The organism is Marinobacter alkalisoli (genome assembly GCF_045449855.1).
Taxonomy (GTDB): Bacteria; Pseudomonadota; Gammaproteobacteria; order Pseudomonadales; family Oleiphilaceae; genus Marinobacter.
In genome coordinates this window covers 47,570-69,642 of sequence record NZ_JBJJLC010000052.1, presented here as the reverse complement: position 1 = coordinate 69,642, position 22,073 = coordinate 47,570, and the positions used below count along the sequence as shown (strand labels likewise).

The following is a 22,073-nucleotide window of genomic DNA, read 5'->3' as shown; positions in this document are numbered from 1 at the left end:
AATACGGCCAGTGAATCGTAAGGGATTACACTATGCATTGGATATTGGGTATTGCCCTGGCGGTGGCGGTTTTTGTCATTCTGAAGCAATGGGGAGCACTGTCGGCGGAGAATAAAAAAGCTGCCACCTGGAAGATGGTGCTGGTGGTCGGTGGCGCTGTACTTCTCTTTATGGTGCTGACCGGACGCGTCCATGTCCTAACGGCGGCCGTGGCGGCGCTGGTTCCCTTGTTACGAAAACTGCCGGCCTTGGTGAGGTTCGCGCCCATGGTGAACCGGATGTACCGCCAACAGCAACAGTCCGGCAACGACGGGGCCGGCGCTGGTGGCGCCAGGTCTGGTGGTGTGGGGCAGCGGGCAGGGTCGATGTCCGTGCGTGAAGCCTGCGATATCCTCGGAGTATCTCCGGACTGTTCCGGGGATGAGGTGATCATGGCCCACCGGCGGCTGATGCAGAAGATCCATCCCGACCGTGGCGGTAACGATTACCTGGCCGCCAAGGTGAATGAAGCAAAAGCGACGTTGCTTGCGTCACGCAAAGGGGCTGCGTGAGGGGTCAGAGTATCTCTACCCGCACTTCAACGGTCTGGTTTTCCCTTTGGTCACCGCCAACCTGATAGGTGATGCCGGAGCGGTTGCCGGACTGGCTGCGTCGGGTACTGCCAAGCTCGACCCACTGTCCGGGGTCCACCCGGCGAATGGTCATCAGGGCTTCGGTTTCATAGCCGGGGATATCATCCGCCGGGTCTTCCTCGAATGAGACAATATTGAGTTCAATGGTCTGGTCGGAAATAACCTGTGGGCTGACCAGGAAGCCACTGCGTGTCTCTACCTGTCCGAGGATGGCTGCGGGGTTGCGCCCACCCCGTATGGCGATGGGGACGGTTCGTACCTGCCCGGAATGAATGTGGGCTGACTGACCATCCTGTACCACCAGGGTACGTTCCTGGTTGCGGCGCGTCGTTGTGACCCTGCGCTCAACATTGGCGTGGGCCTGGCCGTTGTTCACGGTGATACCGCCACCTCCGCTTTTGGCGTCCAGGTTGCTGCGGGTCCGCACGGTGATCCGCATCTGTACCGGGGCGACGTCCATGGTTTGCACCAGGGATCCAATTTCGTCCAACACCTCCGGCTCTCCCCGCACGATCATCTGCTGCCCCCTGGCGGTGATGGCAACCTGGCCATCCGGGTACAACTCCCTGACTTGCGCGGCAACCTGCTCCGAGGAGCGGTTGTTGAGCTGGTAGGTACGAGCCTCTGTTGCCGCCAGTGCGGAGAGAGGGGTGACGAACAGTAGTAGCCACAGGGCCATGATTGCCCCGGTCCGGTGGAAAGTCTGCTTGGTTTTTATCGCGGTCACGGCAAAAGATTCCATAAAAATCGGGTTTGCGGGTTGCAAAGCCGAAAAGCCGGGGTATATATTGAAAAGCATGAAGACTACACACGCGATCTGTCAATTGAATGTTCTGCAAGCTTTCGGTGCGAAACCGGCAGCTGCGGTCGCTGCTGTGTTTTTCTGGTGGTTTGGTTATGGCTTTTATTTTAGCCAGAGCCAGGGCCGCCCATAAGATCTTCATCGACTGAATTACGAGGAAGGCAGCCCGGCAAAACCCAGGCTGCCACCGGACTCGAAGAAGCCCCGACTGGTAGCCCACCCAGCCGGGGCTTTTTTGATTCTGACACAGGGAAACGGAAAACTGACATGAACATGCCACTGAATATCGACACCCTGAGTGAACAGGGCCGCGAGGGTACGTCCACGGCGGCGAGCCGCAGGGAAGACATTCTCCCGACAGCCGCAGAGCTGAGAACGCACCTGCCAGTGACGCCCGCCATTGAACGCCAGATTCTCCGCCACCGCAGCGCTATTCGCCGGGTACTCCGTGGCGAAGACCCGCGTACCTTGATTGTGATCGGCCCCTGCTCGATTCATGACGAGGTGGCCGCTCTGGAGTACGCGGACAAACTCAGCGGCCTGGCGGAGGCCGTCAGTGACCGTTTCCTGATTGTGATGCGGGCCTACCTGGAAAAACCCAGAACCACCGTGGGCTGGAAAGGGCTGTTGTACGACCCGGATCGTACCGGAGCCGGTAATCTCAATGAGGGTCTGGTGCGGTCACGCAGGCTGTTGCTGAATCTGGCGGAATCCGGCCTGCCGCTGGCGACCGAGGCGCTCAGTCCCCTCGCGATGGATTACCTGGGTGACCTGATCAGCTGGAGCGCCATTGGCGCCCGCACCACGGAGTCCCAGGTTCACCGGGAGCTGGTCAGCGGTCTGCCCATGCCTGTCGGTTTCAAGAATGGCACCGATGGGGGCGTGACGGTGGCCATCAACGCGATGAAATCCGCAGCTCATTCCCATCATCTTCTGGGCGTTGCCAGCACCGGCGTCCCGGCGATGATCACCACCGAGGGCAATCCGGATACCCATCTGGTCCTGCGGGGCGGTCGAGGCATCACCAATTACGACGCCGATAGCATCGGTCTGGCGATTGAATCGCTGTCCGGTGCCGGTGTGTCCACCGCAGTGATGGTGGACTGCAGTCACGATAATGCCCGCAAGCAGGCGGAGCGTCAGCTGGACATTGCCCGGGAGGTCATGGCCCAGAAGGCCGCCGGCAACGCCTGCATTCGCGGCCTGATGCTGGAAAGCTTCCTGGAACCGGGGCGTCAGGATGACGGCGCCGATCTGAAATACGGCTGCTCCATTACCGATCCGTGTATTGGCTGGGCCCAGACGGAGGCTCTGATCCGCTCACTGTAGAAAACAGCAGTTGACCGGCCAGGAGCAGCAATACGCCCCCCATCATCCGGTCGAGCCAGTGGCCGAACCGGTTAAAGCCGCGTCTTACCCTGGGCAGGGTGAAGAACGTGGCGACGAGGGCAAACCACAGGCCCGTGGCCAAGGCCATGTAGAGGCCATAGGCGGTTTGCAGTGCAATGGGCGTGTCGGGACTGATCACCACCGAAAACAGTGACACGAAGAACAGGGTGGCCTTGGGGTTCAGTGCATTGGTCAGAAACCCCAGCCTGAAAGCCGCAAATCCGGTTTGTGACGTTCGGTTGCCCGCTTCAACATGAATGCCGCCCGCCCGGGATCTCAAGCATTGCACCGCTATCCACGTCAGGTACAGCGCGCCAATCACCTTGAGAACATTAAACAACAGCAACGACTGTTGAATCAGAATGCCAATCCCCAACAGTGAATAGGTGACGTGCACCAGGATGCCGAGGCCAATGCCGGTAGCGCAGAGCAGGGCATTACGCCGACTCTGACACAAAGCCTGACGAAGCATGATCGCAAAATCGGGGCCCGGACTGGCCACCGCCAACAGGTGAACCAGCGCCACGGTTGCGAATTCGGCACCGTAAGTCTGCATTGAATGTACTCCTAAGGTAAGTCGGATAGCGGTAAAAGTTTTTCCGGGTGCCGGTAAGGATATAAGCGATTGCGGAAAATATCCTGTGTGAAAGGCAACAATATTTGCCGGCTATACTGACAAGACCGGATAGTCAGCAGGAGGCGCAGTGATGGACAATCTCACGGTAGACGTTGCGATTATCGGGGCCGGAACTGCCGGCATGGGGGCCTATCGCGCGGCTCGTGGTCACACCGACAGCGTGGTGCTGATTGAGGGCAGTCAGTACGGCACTACGTGCGCCCGCGTCGGCTGCATGCCCAGCAAGCTGCTGATTGCCGCAGCGGACAGCGCCTACGGTATGACGCAGGGACCGGTTTTTGGTGTTTATCCCGGAGAAGTGCGTATTGATGGCAAGGCCGTCATGGAGCGGGTGCGCCGCGAGCGTGACCGTTTTGTCGGGTTTGTCCAGGAAACCATCGACGAGATGCCGGAAGCCCACCGGCTTTGGGGGCATGCCCGGTTCGTGGATACCCACCACCTGATCGTTGATGAAAAGGTTGAAGTGGTCGCGGATCGGGTCGTTCTGGCGACGGGATCCCGCCCCAATATTCCGGGCTTCCTGAAAGAGGCCAAGGACCGCCTGATCGTCAACGATGACATCTTTGAGTGGGAGGAGTTGCCGGCGTCGGTTGCGGTGTTCGGGCCGGGGGTTATTGGTCTTGAGCTGGGGCAGGCGCTGAGCCGGCTGGGTGTTCGCGTGCGCATGTTCGGTGTTGGCGGCGCCGTGGGCCCGATTCAGGAGAAGCGAATCCGCGATTATGCCCTGGCAACCTTCAACCGGGAATTTCCGCTGGACCCGGATGCAGACGTTAAAGCCGTGGTCCGCACCGACGACGGGGTCGCTATCACCTTCGCGGATCAGCACAAAGGCGAGGCGACTGAAACCTTTGATTATGTGCTGGCAGCCACCGGGCGGAAACCGAATCTGGACCACCTGGATATCCAGAATGCCGGGCTGGAGCTGGATGAGCGCGGTGCGCCGCTGTTCAATCCATACACCATGAGGTGTGGCGACAGTCACATCTTTATTGCCGGTGACGCCAATAACGACACCCCGCTGCTCCATGAAGCGGCGGATGAGGGTCGTATTGCAGGTAACAATGCCGGGCGTTATCCGGATGTTCGTGCAGGGCTGCGTCGCACCCCGCTGGCAGTGGTGTTTACCGACCCGCAGATTGCAACGGTGGGCATGACCATTGATCAGGTAGACCAGCGTTGCCAGGGTGGTTTCGCGGTAGGCGAGGTGTCGTTCGAGGATCAGGGGCGTAGCCGGGTGATCGGCAGAAATGCCGGACTACTGAGAGTTTATGGCGAACAGGGCAGTGGCCAGTTTCTGGGAGCAGAAATGTTTGGTCCCGCCGCAGAACACATCAGTCATCTCCTGGCCTGGTGCGTGCAGCGACGGATGACGGTGAACGAGATGCTGGACATGCCGTTCTACCACCCGGTTATTGAGGAGGGGGTGAGAACCGCCCTGCGGGCTCTCAATCGCAACCTCAATATCGGCCCGGAGGTGATCAAGCGCTGCATGGACTGTGGCCCCGGTGGGTAGCCACTTGTTGTGCAAGCAGAGTACGGCGCGCCCAGATCTTCTCGTGAAAGAAGTAGGCAACGGTATTGATAGCCGGCTCCACCATGGCAATCAGACTGCCGATGACGAGGTCACCGGTCAGCAGAAAAGCAACACTGAAGGCCACGGTGAAATGGGTGATTGCAAAGGTGATCGTCTTCATCAGCGAGTTGTCGCCCTTTGCTCCGTGGTCGTGGATAAACAGTTTGAGCGCGCTCATGATCAGCTCCGTGTAGGTGATGCTTATGTGCCCATTTAAAGGGAAGTGATAATTATTGTTAAATGAATTATCTGTGGCTTTTTGATAGCCCTCACCTATGAATAGTTTCTGGTTCTGGCGGCATTAGTCATGATGAAGTTTAGCTATCGAATGGATTGGGACTCTAAACTTCACTAATTTCAGGCTTCTGGCTTATATTGAAAGCCAGATTTATTTCACTAACTGTCAAGGAGGCACGTTATGGGAAAGAACTTTATCGGTCTGGACGCTGCGAAGGCCGAGCAACTGGCCAATGCCCTGAATGATCTGCTGTCCAACTACCAGATCTTCTACATGAACGTTCGTGGTTATCACTGGAACATCAAGGGCGACAATTTTTTCGAGCTTCACGTGAAGTTTGAGGAGCTGTACAACGATCTGCTGTTGAAGATCGACGAGATTGCCGAGCGCGTGCTGACTCTCGGACATCGCCCGGCACACGCATACAGCACCTACATCGAGAAATCCGAAGTGCCTGAGCGCAAGGACGTCTCCGATGGCAAGGTTGCCATGGAGAACATTGTGGAAAGCTTCGCCAAACTGATCGGCAAGCAGCGTGAACTGCTGAGCCTCGCCGGCGATGCGGACGACGAAGGTACGGTTGCGCTGATGAGCGATTACATCTCGCAACAGGAAAAAACGGTCTGGATGTACCGCAGTTATCTCGGTCAGTAATCAGCGCTCGGTTCATGGAGATGGCGGCCCCCGGGCCGCCATTTTTATTTGCCGGTCCGTTGAGCTCCCTTTCATCGAAACAGTCACCAAATTGCCATGTCTGGTTAACAAATAGTTAATAAACCATCTCCATAGTGTGATCACGAAATTCAACACCGATCAAACGTGATCACTGATGGAGAACAAACGAATGAAAAAGCAATTGCTGGCTCTGGCTATCGGTTCCATGGTTGTTGCGCCCTCCGTCGCGATGGCTGACAAGGGACCTATCGTTTACGGCAAGGCCAACGTGTCCTTCGAAAACCAGGACAACGATGTAGAGGATGCCTGGAAGCTTCAGAGCAATGCCTCGCGTCTGGGGGTCAAAGGTGATCTGGACCTTGATTTCAACCAGATCAAGGCGGTCTACAAGGCAGAATTCGAAATCTCGGTTGATGATGGTGACAAGGACGGTGAGACCTTCAGCCAGCGCAACATCTATGGCGGCTTCGCCCATGACGCCATGGGTACTCTGATTGCCGGTAAATTTGATACACCGCTAAAAGTAGCCCAGGGCAAAGTCGACCAGTTCAATGACCTGCAGGGTGACATCAAGAACATCATGGCCGGTGAGAACCGCACCAGCAACATTGTGCAATACAGCACTCCCAGCTTTGCCGATGCGTTGTCCGTAAACGTGGCCCTGATTCCCGGTGAAGATCAGGAAGAGGGTACAGACGAGAATGGCGTTGCCGACGCGGTCTCCAGTTCCATCGTGTTCGATCAAGGCATGTTCTACGGCGCCATTGCCTATGACTCCGAGATTGAGGATGAGCTGGTCGCTGATTCCACGATGGATGGCAGATTGAACATTCTTCGCGCCACTGGCCTGGTTCGGCTCGACATGTTCGAGCTTGGTGCTTTGTACCAGCTGGCTGAAGAGGAAGACGGTGAAGGTGAGGAAGACAGCTATCTGATCAGCGGTGCCGTGAAATTCGACCGGGTGAAACTGAAAGCCCAGTACGGCCTGACCAAAGCGGACCTTTCAGACGAAGAACTGACCCTCATTGGCGTTGGCGCCGACTACAAGCTGGCCAAGAAGAGCAAGGTCTACGCCTACTTCGCCCAGGTGGAACAGGACATCGGCGATCAGGAAGACACCACCTTCGGTGTGGGCTTTGAACACAAGTTTTCTATGTAAAACGGAAGTGCTGACGTAAAGAAACGCAGTATCGTGTTGGCGTCACTGTTTGCCGGGGCAATTGCCCCGGCTTTTTTATTTCCGCTCTTAAACCGCGACATCCAGTGGCGGCACTTCCTGATGCAGAAACCACTTCTCGGTCACAACCTTGCGGGTGAACCAGTGTGAGCGCATCAGAGTACTGGCCAGTGGTGCTTTGACCCATTCCGGTATCTGCCAGCCCTGTTCCGTCTCTGCCGCGCGGTTGCCAAACCGTTGGGCGATGGTTTCACCATAGGCCTGCAGTGTCTGGGCTGAATAATCTTCCGCCTCCCGGATCACCCGTGCAGCGATCAGTGCGGATTCAATGGCAGGGCGAATGCCCTCTCCGCTCTGGGTGTAGGCCAGGCCGGCGGAATCCCCGATCAACATAACGCCATCGTCCACCAGGGGACGCTCCGCGTGGTCGTACAGTAGATAGGCATGGCCCTTGAAGCGCCCGGGCAGATCTGCCGGGATGCGTCCGCTGGCTTTCATTCCTTCCACAAACTGTTCGAGGTGCTCGGTGAGCTTGTGGTTGTCTTCCCGGCCCAGTCCAATATTCAGGAAATTACCCTTGCGGAACACCCAGGCATAGCCTTTCAGGTCCCGGCAGAACCAGAGTTCCGGTGTGTCTCCCCGGGCCTCGCAAACCTCGGATTGTTCCGGCGTCATTTCAAACTCGACTTCTTTGGCGGCAACCACGGTTTCATGGCTGCCGGGGCCATCGCCCAGGAGCTTGGCCACCGGGCAGAAGTGGCCACCGGCGCCAACAATGAGGGGGGCCTCCCAGGTGTCATTGACCACCCAGTTGCCGTTTTTCCTGGTAATGGATTTGACTGGGGTGCCCAGCTCCTGCGAAGCGGTTACCCTGCTGAGCAGGTAATGGTCGAACTCGCAGCGGCGGATACCGTAGCTGACCACGTCACCATGATCGTTCTTTACAGCGGGCTGTCCCATCATGCCGATGCGAAAGCGACGAATGGGTTGCAGGGTGTGCTCCCTGGCGTAGTCCGCCGTATCGATTTCCAGGCTCGCCATCACCGCCGGGGTCACCCAGCCCGCGCAGGTCTTGTCCCGTGGGAAGGTTTTCTTGTCGATGACAAGAATGCGCTTGCCGCTGTCCCGAAGCGAATGGGCGAGGGTGGCGCCAGCCGGGCCGGCGCCGACGATGATCAGGTCGTAATAATCCATTAACGGGCCTCCGGTGCTGCGGGCGATGTATAAAGGTCCTGGCGGCTTTGTGGCAACCGGTTATTGTCGCCGTGGGTAAAGACGACCTGGAACAGCTGCAGCGAGCCGGCACGGAAGGCGGCGATAGAGCCGGCAAGGTACATGCGCCAGGCCCGGGCGAAGTGCTCGTCGTACATGTCGGACACCTGGTCTTCGCAGGCAGTAAACCGATCCATCCAATGGGTCAGGGTCTGTGCGTAGTGCAGGCGCAAGTTTTCCACATCCAGCACGGAAAAATCGCCGTGTTCGCAGAGGGTCATGAATTCGCCGATGCTGGGAGGGTAGGCGCCAGGGAAAATCCGCTTCTCGATCCAGGCGTTCATCAACATCGGGCGGTTGCGACCAATGCTATGGAGCAGGGCAATGCCGTCCGGTTTCAGTGAGCGTTTGATCAGGTCTGACAGTGCCGGGTAGTTGTCCCTGCCGACATGTTCGAGCATGCCAATGGATACGAAGGCGTCGTATTGACCCTGAATGTTGCGGTAATCGTCTTCCACATACTCAATCAGGTGATCCAGTTGCTGGCGTTCGGCCTCGGCGCGGGCGTAGGCCAGCTGTTCCTTTGAGATGTTGTAGGAGTGTACCTTGACGCCATAGTTCCTGGCCATATAGCGGGCGAGACCGCCCCAGCCACAGCCAGCTTCCACCACCGTCATACCGGGCTTGAGGCGGAGCTTGCGACAGACATGTTCCAGTTTGGCCAGTTGTGCCTGCTCCAGGGTCAGGTCCGGACGTTCGTAATAGGCGCAGGTGTACTGCATCTCGGCTTCGTCCAGCCAGAGCCGGTAGAACTCATTGCCAAGGTCATAGTGGTGGTGGATGTTTTCCTTGGCCTCGGAAATGCCCGTCGGGCGGGGGTTGTGATTGCGCCACAGCGCATCCAGCCACCTGGGCCAGCGCTGACGGGCCTGGTGGACGGCGCGGTAAAGCGCTTCCATCAGGTCTGGCAGATCGCCCTCGACCTCAAGGCGGCCGGCGCTATAGAGATCGCCAAACGCCAGGTTGGGGTTGGTCACCAGGGAATACAGAGCTTTCGGATCGGTCAGACGAATGGTGAAACGGGCTTCACCGGCCTCCGGTTCAATGACCTCGTCATTCCAAAGCAGGAACCGGACCGGGGGCGAGCCGGCCATCCGCATCAGCTTGGTGATCAGCCAGATTTCGTAGGAATGAGGTCCACGGTCAACCTGGAGATCCTCCAGGGGGAGCTTCAGAACGTGGGCTTTCTGATCGTTCTGTTGTCTGGAATCGTCCGTTTTCCGGGCAGTGCTCTGATTCATGAATTCCCGTCTCCCTTTGGTTGCCGGTTTATCACGAGGTTCGTCCGACCTCATAAAGTGATGGTTCAGCGGACAGGGCGTGTCTCGAAATCATAGCGGAGAAGCGCCTTCTTATTGATTCAGTATAGAAAACGATCAGGTTTTGTCATGTGGAGGGGGTGTTAAAGATATTGATCAACCGAATCGCTGTCGGTTGATCAAGCGACTGGGAAGGCAGAAGGGGGAAAGGCCGGAGGGGGCTCCGGCCCTGGCCTGGGTCAGTAGGAAGAACTCATCCCGAACCATTCCGGGAAGATGACAATGAGCGCAAGCACCAGAATCTGCAACAGAATGAAGGGAAGAACCCCTTTGTATATATCTGTTGTCCGGACATTGGGTGGGGCGACCCCCTTGAGGTAGAACAACGAGAACCCGAACGGTGGCGTCAGGAAACTGGTTTGCAGGTTCATGGCAATCAGGATGGCAAACCACAGCATGTTGATGCCCAGGGCTTCGGCCACCGGCGCGAGGATCGGCACGATGATGAAGGAAATTTCCACGAAGTCGATGAAGAAGCCCAGCACCAGAATGACCAGCATGGCCAGAATGATGAAGCCCCATTTCTCGCCCGGCAGCTGCAGCAGCCATTCCTCCAGCAGGTAGTCGCCACCGGTGTAGCTGAATACCATAGAGAAAGCGGTGGCGCCGATCAGGATGGCGAACACCATGGCGGTGACCTTGACGGTGTCCTTGGAGGCATTCCACACCATCCTGAAGGAAAACTGCCGATAGATAATCGCCAGCAAAACGGCGCCCACACCGCCCAGCGCTGAGGATTCCGTGGGTGTGGCGATACCGGTGAAAATCGAACCCAGCACCACAACAATCAGGGCCAGCGGCGGAATAATGGCCAGTAGTGCATCGAAGATTTCCCGCTTGCGGGATACGCCACTGTCATCGGGCATGGCCGGTGCGGTTTCCGGCTTGAAGCGTGTCATGATAAGGATGTAGGCAATGTACAACCCGATCAGCACCACCCCCGGCCACACGGCGGCCTTGAACAGGTCGCCCACCGGCAGGCCGAGTACGTCACCGAGGATGATCAGGATGATGGACGGTGGCACGATTTGTCCTAGCGTACCGGAGGCGCAAATGGTACCGGTAGCCAGGCGCTTGTCGTACTTGTGAGCCAGCATCACCGGCAACGAAATCAGACCCATGGCCACTACACTCGCACCTACGACGCCGGTCGAGGCAGCGAGCAATGCACCCACCAGAATGGTGGAAATAGCGAGGCCGCCGGGCAGTCCGCCGAACAGGCGTCCCATGGACGTGAGCAGCTGTGCCGCCAGTTTGGTGCGCTGCAGTACAACGCCCATGAAGATGAACAGGGGCACCGCCATCAGCACGGTATTCTGCATCACGCTCATGATGCGGTAGGGCATGAAGGCAAACAGGTCCATGCCCTCGGCAAATATGCCGAAGAAGAGCGCCACACCACCAAAGGTAAACGCCACGGGGAAGCCCACCATCAGCATGAGGAGGGCCACACCAAACATTATCATACCGATCATGCCAGTCCCCCTGCGCTGTGTTCGCCTTCGTATTCTTTTTCACCGGACATCACGCGCAGTGCGAAGGTCGCCATGTTAAGGCCGGCGATGGCGGTGAATATGGCCGTCAGGGGGATAACGGACTTGATGATCCAGCGATGGGGAAGACCGCCGGGATCGCCGCTGCCTTCACCCATGTTGTAGGAGTCCAGGGCGAATTCGTAGCCATAGGTGCCGATCAGGTAGGCGAACGGGATGACAAAAATGAACGCGCCCACCAGATTGACCCACGCTTTGGCTTTATTGCTCCAGCGGGTGTAGAACACATCAACCCGAACGTGTCCGTCTGTGCGCAGCGCATAGGGAATGCCGAACAGGAATACCACCGAATAAAGGTGCCACTCCATTTCCTGCATACCGATTGAAACATCGTTGAATACGTAGCGGGCTACAACGTCGAAAAAGACGTTGGCTGCCATCAGTATCATTGCGATACAGGCAATCCAGCCGCAGAGAATGGACAGACGGGCCATGCCCTCGTCCAGTTTGATAATCCACCGCATTGATGATCCTCCGCCAGATGGCCTGGCGATTTTTCGTTGCTATAAACGACAAAGCCGGGATCACCGCTCGAGCGATCCCGGCTCTGTTAATGCCTATATTTTACTCAACTTCGGTCATGGTGTTGAGGTACGCACGCTCAGAAATGTCTGTGTAGGCGCGGCTCTGCTCCAGGTAGTTCTGCTGGGACTCGATGATTTTGGCCGCCATCTCGCTCCCTTCAGCGGATTCCTTCAGCAGTTTCTTGTTGGCATCGTACATAGCCTGGAAAATGTCATTCGGGAACTGCTTGATCTGCACGTTCGGATATTCTTCCTTGATGTTTGCCCAGGCTTTGGCATTTTCATGCTGGGAGTGCACCAACATGTCGTAGGACGCGGTGCGCATGGCCACACGCATGATTTCCTGCAGATCCGCCGGCAGTTTCTCCCACACACGCTTGTTTACCAGGAACTGCAGTTCGGTCGCGGGTTCGTGCCAACCGGTGTAGTAGTAGTCAGCAATCTGCTGGAAGCCAAGACGCAGATCCAGCGCTGGACCTACCCACTCGACCGCATCAATGGTGTTGCGCTCAAGGGCGGTATAGAGTTCACCCGGTGCGATGTTGGTCGGGTTAACGCCCACTTCCGCAAACACTTCGCCCGCGAAGCCGGGGATACGCATTTTCAGGCCCTGAAGATCGTCCAGGGATTTGATTTCCTTGCGGAACCAGCCGCCCATCTGTACGCCGGTGTTACCGCCGGGGAAAGACAGCATGTTGTGGGGCTCATACACTTCCTGCATCAGCTCCATGCCGCCACCATGGTAGAACCAGGCATACTGCTCCATGGCATTCATGCCGAAGGGCATACTGGTGAAAAACAGTGTCTCGGGTACCTTACCCTTCCAGTAGTAGGACGCTGAGTGGCCCATGTCGTACTGACCGGCCTTGACCATGTCAAAGACGCCGAAAGGGGCTTTATGCTTGTTGGCGGAATCAATGCGGACCTTCAGCCGGCCGTCGGACATTTGTTCAACGGTTTCGGCGAAGCGCTTGGTGGTGTCACCGAAAATCGGGAAGTTCGGTCCCCAGGTTTCGGCGAGACGGAGTGTAAAGGTATCTTGGGCGAGCGCCTGTGCGGAGGCAAGGGTAGTTGCGACTGCCAGCACAGTTGCGGAAAGAACAGAACGGATCTTCATTGCTCTTCTATCCTCTGGTTTGGTTATTGTCTTTTTAGGTTGTTGCCGGAGCGTTATCCGTTTGGGATGAACAACTCTTAACTCTAGTTCAAAGTAGCAGTAATCGTTAGGAAACGGAACGGAAATACCCTCGCCCTACGACATAGGTCGTAGGGGAGCTAGAGTAACGAATGTAAATGTTTCAGGGGCCGTCCGCGCATCTCCCGGAACCACGCCAGGGCAGGTTTCTCGATGGTGTAGTGGATGGCGGCGGCCAGTGTGAGCGCCAGGGATAGCGCGAGGCAGACACCGGCCCAGCCGGGCAGACCCGCATTGTACCCCCAGGCGATGACGCCATAGCCAATGTTCTGATGAACCAGGTACAGGGCATAGGACAGGCTGCCGAGCCAGAGCATGGGACGGTTGGCCAGGGCATTGAGGTAGCCCGCCACGGCGAGCGCGAAGACCCCGTAACAGCCAAGCACGAAGATATTGAACGGTGCCTTGTACGCCACCACGGCATGGCCGATTGACAGGCCTAGCAGCAGAAGATCCGGCGCGGCGGGCCTGCCGTGCTGATGCCAGCGGTAGATCAGCATGCCACTGACAAACAACGGTGCGTACTTCACGAACAGCAGATCCTTGACCAGGAAATCCAGGGCATCGGGGATGGCTTTCCACCAGATGACGCCGGCGTAGCTGATAGCCACCCAGATCCAGAGTGCGATACGAATGCGTTCCCATGCCTTCAGCCCATAGAACAGCAGTGCGATCCAGCAGTAGAAGGTGGCTTCGATCACCAGGCTCCAGTAGGCGCCGTCAACATGCGGATATTCCAGGTACTCGTGCAGCAGGGTGACGTTCAACAAAGCACTGCCGAAGCTGACCGCACGGTCCTCCGGCCCCAGGGCGTGAACCAGCAGGAAGGTGATGGCGATGCCGGCCCATAACGCCGGCATTAGCCGGAAGGCCCGTGCCAGTCCGAACCAGCCAGCGGTGCGGGTTCGTTCCAGGGTCATGAAGATCACAAAGCCGCTGAGGATGAAGAACAGATGGACGCCGTAGCGGCCGACATCCAGCACGGAAGGTGGGCTGAACGTATGGCCGTACAACTGGTCGTAATAGGGCAGGTAGTGAAACAGCACCACGCCGAGGGCAGCGATGCCCCGGAGTGCATCAAGCGCAGCCAGCCGTTGTGAGGATTCCGCCATTGTCACGATTCCGTGGAGGTTCAGGCTATAGTAGCCTGCTTTGGGGCTTCGCAGTACTAGTCAGATATACCGTTGCCTTGCCACTGGCTTAAGATGCATTAACCTGCTTGTATCGGGAGGGAACCATGAGTACGGAACTTGGAATCATCGAAGGTTTTTACGGCCCCCTGTGGAGCTGGGAGGAGCGGAAGGAACTGGTGATGGCGCTGGAGCCTCACGGTTACCGGTTTTACCTGTATGCACCCAAGGCCGATGCCTTTCTGCGCCGGCGCTGGGATGAGCCTCATCCTCAGGACACGGCAGTCGCGCTGGCGGATTTTGCCCATTTTTGCCGCAGGCACGGGGTACGGTTCGGGGTTGGCCTGAGCCCGTTTGAAGTGTTCAACGACTTCAATGATGCGGCGCGGCAGGCCCTGACAACGAAACTGGCGTTCCTGGATGAAATCGGAGTCCAGGAACTGGCCATCCTGTTTGATGACATGCGCAGTGATACCCCGGATCTGGCATCCCGGCAGGTAGACATCGTGCACTGGATCCGTGACCGGACCCATGCGGAACTGTTGACGATCTGCCCCAGCTACTATTCCGATGACCCGGTACTGGACCGGGTGTTCGGAGAGCGCCCCAGCGATTATCTGAACACCCTGGGGGAAAGGCTGGACCCCGCGATCCGGGTGTTCTGGACCGGGGAAGAGGTCTGTTCGCGGGAGGTGTCAACGGGGCACCTCAAGCGGATCGGCAAGGCTCTCGGTCGTAAGCCCTTGTTGTGGGATAACTACCCGGTCAATGACGGCGATCGTATGTCGCGGCACCTGCACCTTCGGGGCTTCACTGGCCGGCCCGCAGCGAATGCTGCCTATCTGGCAGGTCATGCCATCAACCCCGCACTGCAGCCCACCCTCACCGGAATTCCCGCCATTACCCTGGCGGAAAGCTACCGCCAGGGGCCGGATTACCAGTATGGGCAGGCTTTACGCCATGCCGCCCGGGAAGTATTGGGTATGGATCTCGCCGAGGAGGTGATGGCGGACCTGCTGGTCCTGCAGGATGCAGGCCTCCATCGGCTCAGCGAAGAAAAAACGCAGTCTCTTTTGCAAAAGTACCGGGGGTATTCCCACGCCGGTGCTGAGGAAATCGTCCGTTGGTTATCCGGTGACTATCAGGTAACGGACGAAATGGTGCAGACCCAGTAATCCCCGGGAAAATGCCCACATGACAGAAAGGAGAACAGCGATGACGGATTTCTCCATTGAATGTATTCAGGGCGATATTGCCCATCAGCCTGACATGAACGCGGTGGTTAATGCCGCCAATGCCCGGCTTATGCCTGGCGGTGGCGTTGCCGGCGCCATTCACGCCGCCGCCGGGCCGGGGCTGGCGGAAGAGTGTCGTGCCAAGGCGCCGATAAAGCCCGGTGAAGCGGTGATTACTGCCGCCCATGACATGCCGAATACCCATATTATTCATTGTCTCGGGCCGGTTTACGGTGTCGACGAACCATCAGACCGATTGCTGGCGGATTGCTACCGTAACGCACTGACGCTGGCCGAGCAGACCGGGCTCGAGTCCGTGGCGTTTCCCGCCATCTCCGCCGGGGCGTTCGGTTATCCGCTTGAAGACGCGCTTGTCGTTGCCGTGCGCGCGCTTCGTGAGTCTGCCCCGGAGTGCCCCCGGGTGCGCAAGGTGCGATTTGTGCTGTTCAGCGAGGGTGATCGGCGAGTGTGTCAGGCGATTCTGGATCGTACGTAGGCGGGGGCAATCGGCCAGTACTGCAGTGTTCAATCATGTCAGTCACAGGAGATGTCGGCGGCCTGGCGGAATTGATCCATGATGGCATTACGGTGGCGTTCGTTGTCAGTGTATTCCCGCGGCAGGGGTTGCAGGAAATAGAGAAAATCCCCCTTGCCCTGATGGGTTTGGATCAAACTGTCCAGTTTATCCCCGGAGTGCCAGAATGCCGGGCTGACAACGGCTACCGAGAGGTCTGGGTGTTTCTTCTCAAGCACGGCGACCATGCCCAGGCGATGTTCAGCGTGGAAGGTGCCTGTCAGGTGAATGACCTGGTGGTCAGGGTAGTCACGCAGCGCTTTGCTGACATGGTCCGCCATGGTGTTATCCCGCAGTAGCTGGGCCTTGTAACTGTTTTCCAGCCGTGCGTTCGGGGCGGAGCTGCCATGGCCTGCCCCCAGTGTGTCGAAGAATTTTTCCCGGTAGGCCGGGGTGTCCACGAACGGCGCTTCGGGGAGTCGGCTGCGTGCCGCCGGTGCCAGGGAATCGAGGTAGTCTGCACCGGAGCGACCGATACAGCGGACGGTGTCTGCGGGGGCGTTGGCGGCGATCACCGGAATGCTCCGGGCCTTGGAAAATTCTACCAGGGGGCGATAGGAGGCTGTGTAATTGGACCAGGCGTCTGCATCGGCAATCAATTCAGACTCACCGGATTTTCCCGCCAGGTAAAGATCCAGTTCGTTCTGGTCATCCAGGGCGAACTGCTCCATGGTCAGCACCTGTTGCGGCCGCTGCTGGTATAGCGCGGACTGGAGCAACGATTGCAGCAGGTGGGCACCGTGATGACCATGGTACTCGCCGATAACGATCACATCAGCGGAACGCAATTGGCTGGCCAGTTGGTTGATGGAAAGCAGGGTCCCATCATTGTCCGTGATGATGGCATCGTATTGCGTTTGCGGCGGCAGCACCTGCGCCCGATGGTCGGGCAGGGCGGTGCAACCTGCGAGAGTCAGGCATGCGGAGAGTGCGACTGGAAGTACGTGATGAACCCTCTTCATAGCAACCTATAGGATCATGAAACGACGGTCACTGCCAGCCCTTCGTCAGTGCAGGGCTGCCTGCGGGCAGGCTTACATCGGCCAGTGCAATTGCAGGTTGCCGCCGCCAAAGCCGAGTTTGTGCAGATAAAACGTTGGGTTCAGGGTCAGTACGGCGTGATCCTGTTTGGAAATCACCGTTTCAAAAGGCAGCATCAGCTTGCCGGTAAAGCCGTGATGGCGACGGTTCCGGTGTTCGGAAAAGGTCTGGCGGATATCAGGAACGCTCAGGTAAAGCCCCGGGGTCATTGTAGTCCGGGATGACAGCGGAAACGACAGGCCGCCATAGACCGTGGGCTCCCGGCGCCGGATGGTTCCCGCATCATTGAGTTCCCGACCAAAGAAACCCTCCTCATCCAGGGCAAGGTAAGACAGGCCGAGACGGGGCTGATATCGCCGCCCAGTGTCGGTAACGCGGGCATCCAGCTTGAAGTGGTCGCGGGAAAAGTCCGGGGACGTTGCCCCTTCCCCTTCGAACAGCCGGTAGTCCCGGCGGGTCCGTTCGCCGCTGATTTCCAGCTGCCAGTGCCAGTTATCATGCCGGAAGCGGTGCGTCAGGGCGGCCTTGAGGGACTCGTTCTCCACTTGCAGATCCTCGCTACGGCTCAGGAATTCGGATTCCGGTGATACCGTGAAGGAGGCTGTGGTACCGAGGGATGGGGTCGCCGGATCGGTCGCCTGGTGCCATTGCAGGAAAAAGCTCTGGGGTTTGCGCACGAATTCATCCCGGGTATCGGTCTTGTTGTTGAAATAGGCATCGGGCAGGATCCAGCTGCCTTGGAGCCAGCCGTTCCCGGGCATGTGTTGGCGGATGCTGAAATAGATGTCGGACTCGGACTTGTCGGAGAAAACGTCGCCCTGAAGCCAGAGTTCTGTCGTGTCGGTCAGGTTATGGCGGAAGCCCACCAACTGTCGCTGATAGGCGCCATCAAGGTCTTCGCTGCGCTGGATATCAAGCAGGAAGCCTTGCCGGTTGTTATTGAAAGCAAAGTCGTTGCGGAAGCGGAAATCAAAGTATAGCCGGCGACTGCTGACACTGCCTCCGGTTCCCCGGATGCCGTTATCGGTGGGGCCGGGAACTGCCTGGTGATGATCGAAGGTCAGTTCGTGGAGAAAGCGTTCCGTGTTGTAGGTTTCATCCCGCCCCTGGACGACGGCGTCCTGACGCCAGGGCTGGGGAAGGTGATTGTTGCTGCTGGCTTGGGGACCGGGGCCCGGGACAACCGAAAGCGTCAGGGTGATGCCAAGAGCTATTGGATACCGGGTCATGGTTGTCAGGGCCTTTATCCGTGTTATTACGCTATGCTACGGGTATTTTGTGTTCAGGGGCAAAAGGGAGCCGCATGCTGCCATTTCGTATTATCGACAGGATTAAATTCATTGTAGAACGTCAACTGGTAAAGGGCGCTGGCTTTCAGTTAGTCGTGGTGGGTGTCTTCATCGGCCTGATCTCTCTGGTTGGCGGCCTGCTGGTGGCCCCCCAGGACGGAGCATTCAATGATATCGGTGCAGCGATCTGGTGGGCGTTCCTGCGTCTGACCGATCCCGGGTATCTGGGCGACGATGTCGGCACCTGGCAGCGGTTCGTATCAACACTGCTGACCATCAGCGGTTACGTGGTCTTCATGGGCACCCTGGTGGCGATCCTGACCCGCTGGTTAATCGCCAAGATGGCCGATCTGGAGCGTGGGCTGACGCCGGTTACCCTGAAAAATCACATCGTGGTGCTGGGCTGGAGCAGCCAGACTCTGCCGCTGCTGTCGGAACTGCTGGGATCGTCGGGGCGTATGCGCCGGTTTCTGGAAAAGCACGATACCCAGACCCTCAATCTGGTTGTGCTGTCGGAACACGCCTCGGCGGGACAGGTCCATGAGCTGCGGAACGAGCCAGGCATCAGGCGCAAGGCTCGCCAGGTTATCCTGCGTTCCGGCCTGGCGATTCAGCCAGACGCATTGCATCGGGTCGCCTGCCTGGACGCGTCAGCGGTTATCGTGCCCAGTGCCGCCCATGAGGCCGGTACGCTGGTGACCTCTGATGTCGAAACGGTGAAAGCCTTGCTGTCGATCGCCGCCCAGGCCCGGCACCTGAACGCACCCCTGCCATTCGTGGTGGCAGAGATTCAGGATATACGGAAGCTTCCGGTCATCGAACGTGCCTACCCCGGCGCCGTCGAGGTCGTGGGTGGTGACGCCACCATCAGCCGGTTAATGGTTCAGAATATTCTCCACCCCGGCTTGTCCGAGGTCTATAACGAGTTGCTGACGGCCGGTGAAGGCAATGAAATTTATGTACGCGGTGGCGAAACCGTTGCAGGCATGACCCTGGGCCAGCTGGCCGCCCAACGCCCCCACGCCATCGTGCTGGGGATTCTGAAACCCAGGGGTAGCGGCTGGGACGTGCGGTTGATGGCACCCTCGGATACGTCTGTGGAAATGGCTGACCGCGTTATCATGCTGGCCCGGGATTACTCGGAAACCGAGGCCAATCTCAAGCTGGAACCCCTGCCAGTTGTCACCCGCGGAGAAGCCGGTCGGTATCTTCGCAAAGCCGCGGACCGTCCGCGGACGATCCTGGTGCTGGGCTGGAATCGCCGGGTGCCCAGCCTGATTGCCGAGTTTGGCAGTTATGCCGGGCAGGCGTTCAATGTTGATATTGTATCCGTGGTGCCGGCTGCCGAAAGGGAGCGGGACATCGCCAGGTACGTTCCGGATTACCACGACGTAACCTGCCGCCATATCGAGGCGGACTACATGGTTGAGGATGAATTACGCAAAGTGCGCCCCACCGACTACGACGCCGTGATCCTGCTGAGCAGTGACCGACTGGCGTCAGGTGAGGAGGCCGATGCTCGGGCCATGGTGGGGTATCTGCAACTGGAAGACATCCTTTCCGAGGCCAACCACAGACCTCAGCTGATCATGGAACTGAGCGACCCCGACAACCGCCACCTGCTGTATGGTCACCAGAGCGAAATGCTGATCAGCCCGATGATTCTCAGTCATGTGCTGGCACAGGTGGCCCTGCGTCGGGAGCTGCGGGTAGTGCTTGATGAGCTGTTTACCTGCGGTGGCGCCGAAATTCAGTTCCGTGATCCGCAGGACTATCCATTACCGGCGAGCGTTGATTTCCAGTTACTGGAAAAGATCCTGTCAGCCCGGGGTGAGCTGGCACTGGGTGTGTTCCGGCACAAGGCGGATGACCGGGGTCGCCACCTGATGCTGAATCCGCCCCGCAGAACCTATCTGGAGTTGCAGCCGGAGGATTGCCTGGTGGTTCTTGCCAACACCTGATTGCAGACGTTTGGCGATGACGCCAATTCAGCTTTGGCATTCACGGAAAAAATGATGAGAATAGATAATATAAATTTCAATTATAAATTCAAAGATACTAAAGTAACTTCCATCGTCAGCAACCTGAACGATTTTTGATCGGGTTGCTGGCTCACCGGAGTAGTTTTCTGCTTCTGATGAAGAGCACCTCAAACCTTAAACGACAGGACTGAGATCATGCCATACGCAAAAGACGTTGACGCCATTGCTTCTATCCTGAAGCAAAACCCGACCTGGAACGCGATCAATCCGAAGCACGCTGCTCGCATGCGCGCCCAGAACAAATTCAAGACTGGTCTGGATATCGCCAAGTACACCGCCAAGATCATGCGCGAAGACATGGCGAACTACGACAACGACACCGCTCAGTACACCCAGTCTCTGGGCTGCTGGCACGGCTTCATTGGTCAGCAGAAGATGCTGTCCATCAAGAAGCACTTCGGTACCACCAAGCGTCGTTACCTGTACCTGTCTGGCTGGATGGTTGCGGCCCTGCGCTCTGAGTTTGGCCCGCTGCCCGACCAGTCCATGCATGAGAAGACTGCCGTTTCCGGTCTGATCGAAGAGCTTTACACCTTCCTGCGTCAGGCCGATGCCTGGGAACTGAACCACCTGTTCCGTGCCCTGGAAGAAGCCGAGAATGCCGGTGACAACGCCAAGGCTGACGAACTGATCAAGCAGATCGACAACCACGAAACTCACGTTGTGCCGATCATTGCCGACATCGACGCTGGTTTCGGTAACGCCGAAGCGACCTACCTGCTGGCCAAGCAGATGATCGAAGCGGGTGCTTGCTGTATCCAGATCGAGAACCAGGTTTCCGACGAGAAGCAGTGTGGTCACCAGGACGGTAAGGTTACCGTTCCTCACGCCGACTTCCTGTCCAAGATCAACGCCGTTCGTCTGGCGTTCCTGGAACTGGGTGTTGACGACGGTGTCATCGTTGCCCGTACTGACTCCCTGGGCGCAGGCCTGACCCAGAAGATCGCCGTGACCAACGAGCCGGGCGATCTGGGTGACCAGTACAACAGCTTTATCGACGGTGAAGTTATCGAGAAGGCTGAAGACATCAACAACGGCGACGTTGTGATCAAGCAGAACGGCCAGTTGGTTCGTCCGAAGCGTCTGGCTTCTGGTCTGTTCCAGTTCAAGCCGGGCACTGGTGAAGACCGTGTTGTTCTGGACTGCATCACCAGCCTGCAGAACGGCGCCGACCTGCTGTGGATCGAAACCGAGAAGCCGCACGTTGGCCAGATCGCTGCCATGGTTAACCGCATCAAGGAAGTGGTGCCCGACGCCAAGCTGGTTTACAACAACAGCCCGTCCTTCAACTGGACCCTGAACTTCCGTCAGCAGGTATTCGACGCATGGCAGGAAGAAGGCAAGGACGTATCTGCCTACGAGCGTGCCAAGCTGATGAGCGAAGAGTACGACAACACCGAGCTGGGTCAGCTGGCTGACGAGTGGTGCCGTAACTTCCAGCGTGACGGTTCACGCGAAGCCGGTATCTTCCACCACCTGATCACGCTGCCGACTTACCACACTGCGGCCCTGTCCACCGACAACCTGGCCAAGGGCTACTTCGGTGACGAAGGCATGCTGGCCTACGTTGCAGGCGTACAGCGTAAGGAAATCCGTCAGGGTATCGCCACCGTTAAGCACCAGGACATGGCTGGTTCCAACATCGGTGACGACCACAAAGAGTTCTTCGCAGGTGATGCGGCTCTGAAAGCTGGTGGTAAAGACAACACCATGAACCAGTTCGGTTAATCGAACGGTTGCGTTGTCTTCCGGTCGGGGGTGAAAGCTCCCGGCTGA

20 protein-coding genes are annotated in these 22,073 nt (G+C 57.8%); 9 read left to right on the top strand and 11 right to left on the bottom strand.

Annotated elements, in window-relative coordinates:
- The first annotated feature begins 32 nt into the window (after positions 1 to 32).
- Positions 33 to 551, top strand: a complete 519-nt coding sequence (locus tag ACJO5Y_RS18575) for a DnaJ domain-containing protein (RefSeq protein WP_406989321.1) — start codon at positions 33 to 35, stop codon at positions 549 to 551.
- A gap of 4 nt (positions 552 to 555) precedes the next feature.
- Here the strand turns inward: ACJO5Y_RS18575 and ACJO5Y_RS18570 are convergent, their stop codons facing one another.
- Positions 556 to 1,359, bottom strand: coding sequence for a secretin N-terminal domain-containing protein (locus ACJO5Y_RS18570; RefSeq protein ID WP_406989320.1), 804 nt, complete (start codon positions 1,357 to 1,359; stop codon positions 556 to 558).
- Between the two features lie 342 nt (positions 1,360 to 1,701).
- Here ACJO5Y_RS18570 and ACJO5Y_RS18565 point away from each other — a divergent pair, with 342 nt between their 5' ends.
- Complete coding sequence (locus ACJO5Y_RS18565; RefSeq protein ID WP_406989318.1) at positions 1,702 to 2,763, top strand: 3-deoxy-7-phosphoheptulonate synthase; 1,062 nt, start codon at positions 1,702 to 1,704, stop codon at positions 2,761 to 2,763.
- On the opposite strand, the gene ACJO5Y_RS18560 is transcribed toward ACJO5Y_RS18565, so the two are convergent.
- Positions 2,708 to 3,379: a LysE family translocator gene (locus ACJO5Y_RS18560; RefSeq protein WP_406989316.1), complete on the bottom strand. Its 672-nt coding sequence runs from the start codon at positions 3,377 to 3,379 to the stop codon at positions 2,708 to 2,710. The two genes, ACJO5Y_RS18565 and ACJO5Y_RS18560, sit on opposite strands and share 56 nt — an antisense overlap.
- A 151-nt stretch (positions 3,380 to 3,530) precedes the next feature.
- Between ACJO5Y_RS18560 and ACJO5Y_RS18555 the strand changes: the two genes are divergently transcribed.
- Positions 3,531 to 4,973, top strand: coding sequence for a dihydrolipoyl dehydrogenase (locus ACJO5Y_RS18555; RefSeq protein ID WP_406989315.1), 1,443 nt, complete (start codon positions 3,531 to 3,533; stop codon positions 4,971 to 4,973).
- Here the strand turns inward: ACJO5Y_RS18555 and ACJO5Y_RS18550 are convergent.
- Complete coding sequence (locus ACJO5Y_RS18550) at positions 4,939 to 5,211, bottom strand: DUF2061 domain-containing protein (RefSeq protein ID WP_406989313.1); 273 nt, start codon at positions 5,209 to 5,211, stop codon at positions 4,939 to 4,941. The genes ACJO5Y_RS18555 and ACJO5Y_RS18550 overlap by 35 nt on opposite strands.
- A 240-nt stretch (positions 5,212 to 5,451) precedes the next feature.
- On the opposite strand from ACJO5Y_RS18550, the gene ACJO5Y_RS18545 reads away from it, so the two are divergent.
- Both ACJO5Y_RS18545 and ACJO5Y_RS18540 read left to right on the top strand, forming a co-directional pair.
- A complete protein-coding gene (locus tag ACJO5Y_RS18545; protein ID WP_406989311.1) occupies positions 5,452 to 5,925 on the top strand; it encodes a Dps family protein in 474 nt (157 codons plus the stop codon).
- 190 nt (positions 5,926 to 6,115) lie between these two features.
- Positions 6,116 to 7,105 carry a porin gene (locus ACJO5Y_RS18540; RefSeq protein ID WP_406989310.1) on the top strand — a complete coding sequence of 330 codons (990 nt, stop codon included), beginning with the start codon at positions 6,116 to 6,118 and terminating at the stop codon, positions 7,103 to 7,105.
- Between the two features lie 87 nt (positions 7,106 to 7,192).
- Here the strand turns inward: ACJO5Y_RS18540 and ACJO5Y_RS18535 are convergent, their stop codons facing one another.
- From ACJO5Y_RS18535 to ACJO5Y_RS18510, 6 genes are all read right to left on the bottom strand, one after another.
- Complete coding sequence (locus ACJO5Y_RS18535; RefSeq protein WP_406989309.1) at positions 7,193 to 8,317, bottom strand: NAD(P)/FAD-dependent oxidoreductase; 1,125 nt, start codon at positions 8,315 to 8,317, stop codon at positions 7,193 to 7,195.
- On the bottom strand, positions 8,317 to 9,636 hold the full coding sequence (locus ACJO5Y_RS18530) for a class I SAM-dependent methyltransferase (protein WP_406989307.1): 1,320 nt from the start codon (positions 9,634 to 9,636) through the stop codon (positions 8,317 to 8,319). Before ACJO5Y_RS18530 ends, ACJO5Y_RS18535 begins: the two co-directional genes overlap by 1 nt.
- A gap of 257 nt (positions 9,637 to 9,893) precedes the next feature.
- Positions 9,894 to 11,189 (bottom strand): TRAP transporter large permease, encoded by a 1,296-nt coding sequence (locus ACJO5Y_RS18525; RefSeq protein WP_406989305.1) that lies wholly within the window; start codon positions 11,187 to 11,189, stop codon positions 9,894 to 9,896.
- Entirely contained in the window at positions 11,186 to 11,731 is a 546-nt protein-coding gene (locus ACJO5Y_RS18520; protein WP_406989304.1) for a TRAP transporter small permease subunit, read from the bottom strand. Before ACJO5Y_RS18520 ends, ACJO5Y_RS18525 begins: the two co-directional genes overlap by 4 nt.
- A 100-nt stretch (positions 11,732 to 11,831) precedes the next feature.
- Entirely contained in the window at positions 11,832 to 12,908 is a 1,077-nt protein-coding gene (locus tag ACJO5Y_RS18515; RefSeq protein WP_406989302.1) for a TRAP transporter substrate-binding protein, read from the bottom strand.
- Between the two features lie 158 nt (positions 12,909 to 13,066).
- Complete coding sequence (locus ACJO5Y_RS18510; protein WP_406989300.1) at positions 13,067 to 14,098, bottom strand: acyltransferase family protein; 1,032 nt, start codon at positions 14,096 to 14,098, stop codon at positions 13,067 to 13,069.
- A 125-nt stretch (positions 14,099 to 14,223) separates the two neighbouring features.
- Here ACJO5Y_RS18510 and ACJO5Y_RS18505 point away from each other — a divergent pair, with 125 nt between their 5' ends.
- Both ACJO5Y_RS18505 and ACJO5Y_RS18500 read left to right on the top strand, forming a co-directional pair.
- Entirely contained in the window at positions 14,224 to 15,291 is a 1,068-nt protein-coding gene (locus ACJO5Y_RS18505) for a beta-N-acetylglucosaminidase domain-containing protein (protein ID WP_406989299.1), read from the top strand.
- A 40-nt stretch (positions 15,292 to 15,331) separates the two neighbouring features.
- Positions 15,332 to 15,847, top strand: a complete 516-nt coding sequence (locus ACJO5Y_RS18500) for a macro domain-containing protein (protein ID WP_406989297.1) — start codon at positions 15,332 to 15,334, stop codon at positions 15,845 to 15,847.
- 38 nt (positions 15,848 to 15,885) lie between these two features.
- On the opposite strand, the gene ACJO5Y_RS18495 is transcribed toward ACJO5Y_RS18500, so the two are convergent.
- A complete protein-coding gene (locus tag ACJO5Y_RS18495) occupies positions 15,886 to 16,887 on the bottom strand; it encodes a ChaN family lipoprotein (protein WP_406989295.1) in 1,002 nt (333 codons plus the stop codon).
- A 72-nt stretch (positions 16,888 to 16,959) separates the two neighbouring features.
- Positions 16,960 to 18,195 carry a hypothetical protein gene (locus ACJO5Y_RS18490; RefSeq protein ID WP_406989294.1) on the bottom strand — a complete coding sequence of 412 codons (1,236 nt, stop codon included), beginning with the start codon at positions 18,193 to 18,195 and terminating at the stop codon, positions 16,960 to 16,962.
- A gap of 74 nt (positions 18,196 to 18,269) precedes the next feature.
- Between ACJO5Y_RS18490 and ACJO5Y_RS18485 the strand changes: the two genes are divergently transcribed.
- Positions 18,270 to 20,216: a CASTOR/POLLUX-related putative ion channel gene (locus tag ACJO5Y_RS18485; protein ID WP_406989292.1), complete on the top strand. Its 1,947-nt coding sequence runs from the start codon at positions 18,270 to 18,272 to the stop codon at positions 20,214 to 20,216.
- A 216-nt stretch (positions 20,217 to 20,432) separates the two neighbouring features.
- Complete coding sequence (locus tag ACJO5Y_RS18480) at positions 20,433 to 22,025, top strand: isocitrate lyase (protein ID WP_406989290.1); 1,593 nt, start codon at positions 20,433 to 20,435, stop codon at positions 22,023 to 22,025.
- Positions 22,026 to 22,073: the final 48 nt, after the last annotated feature.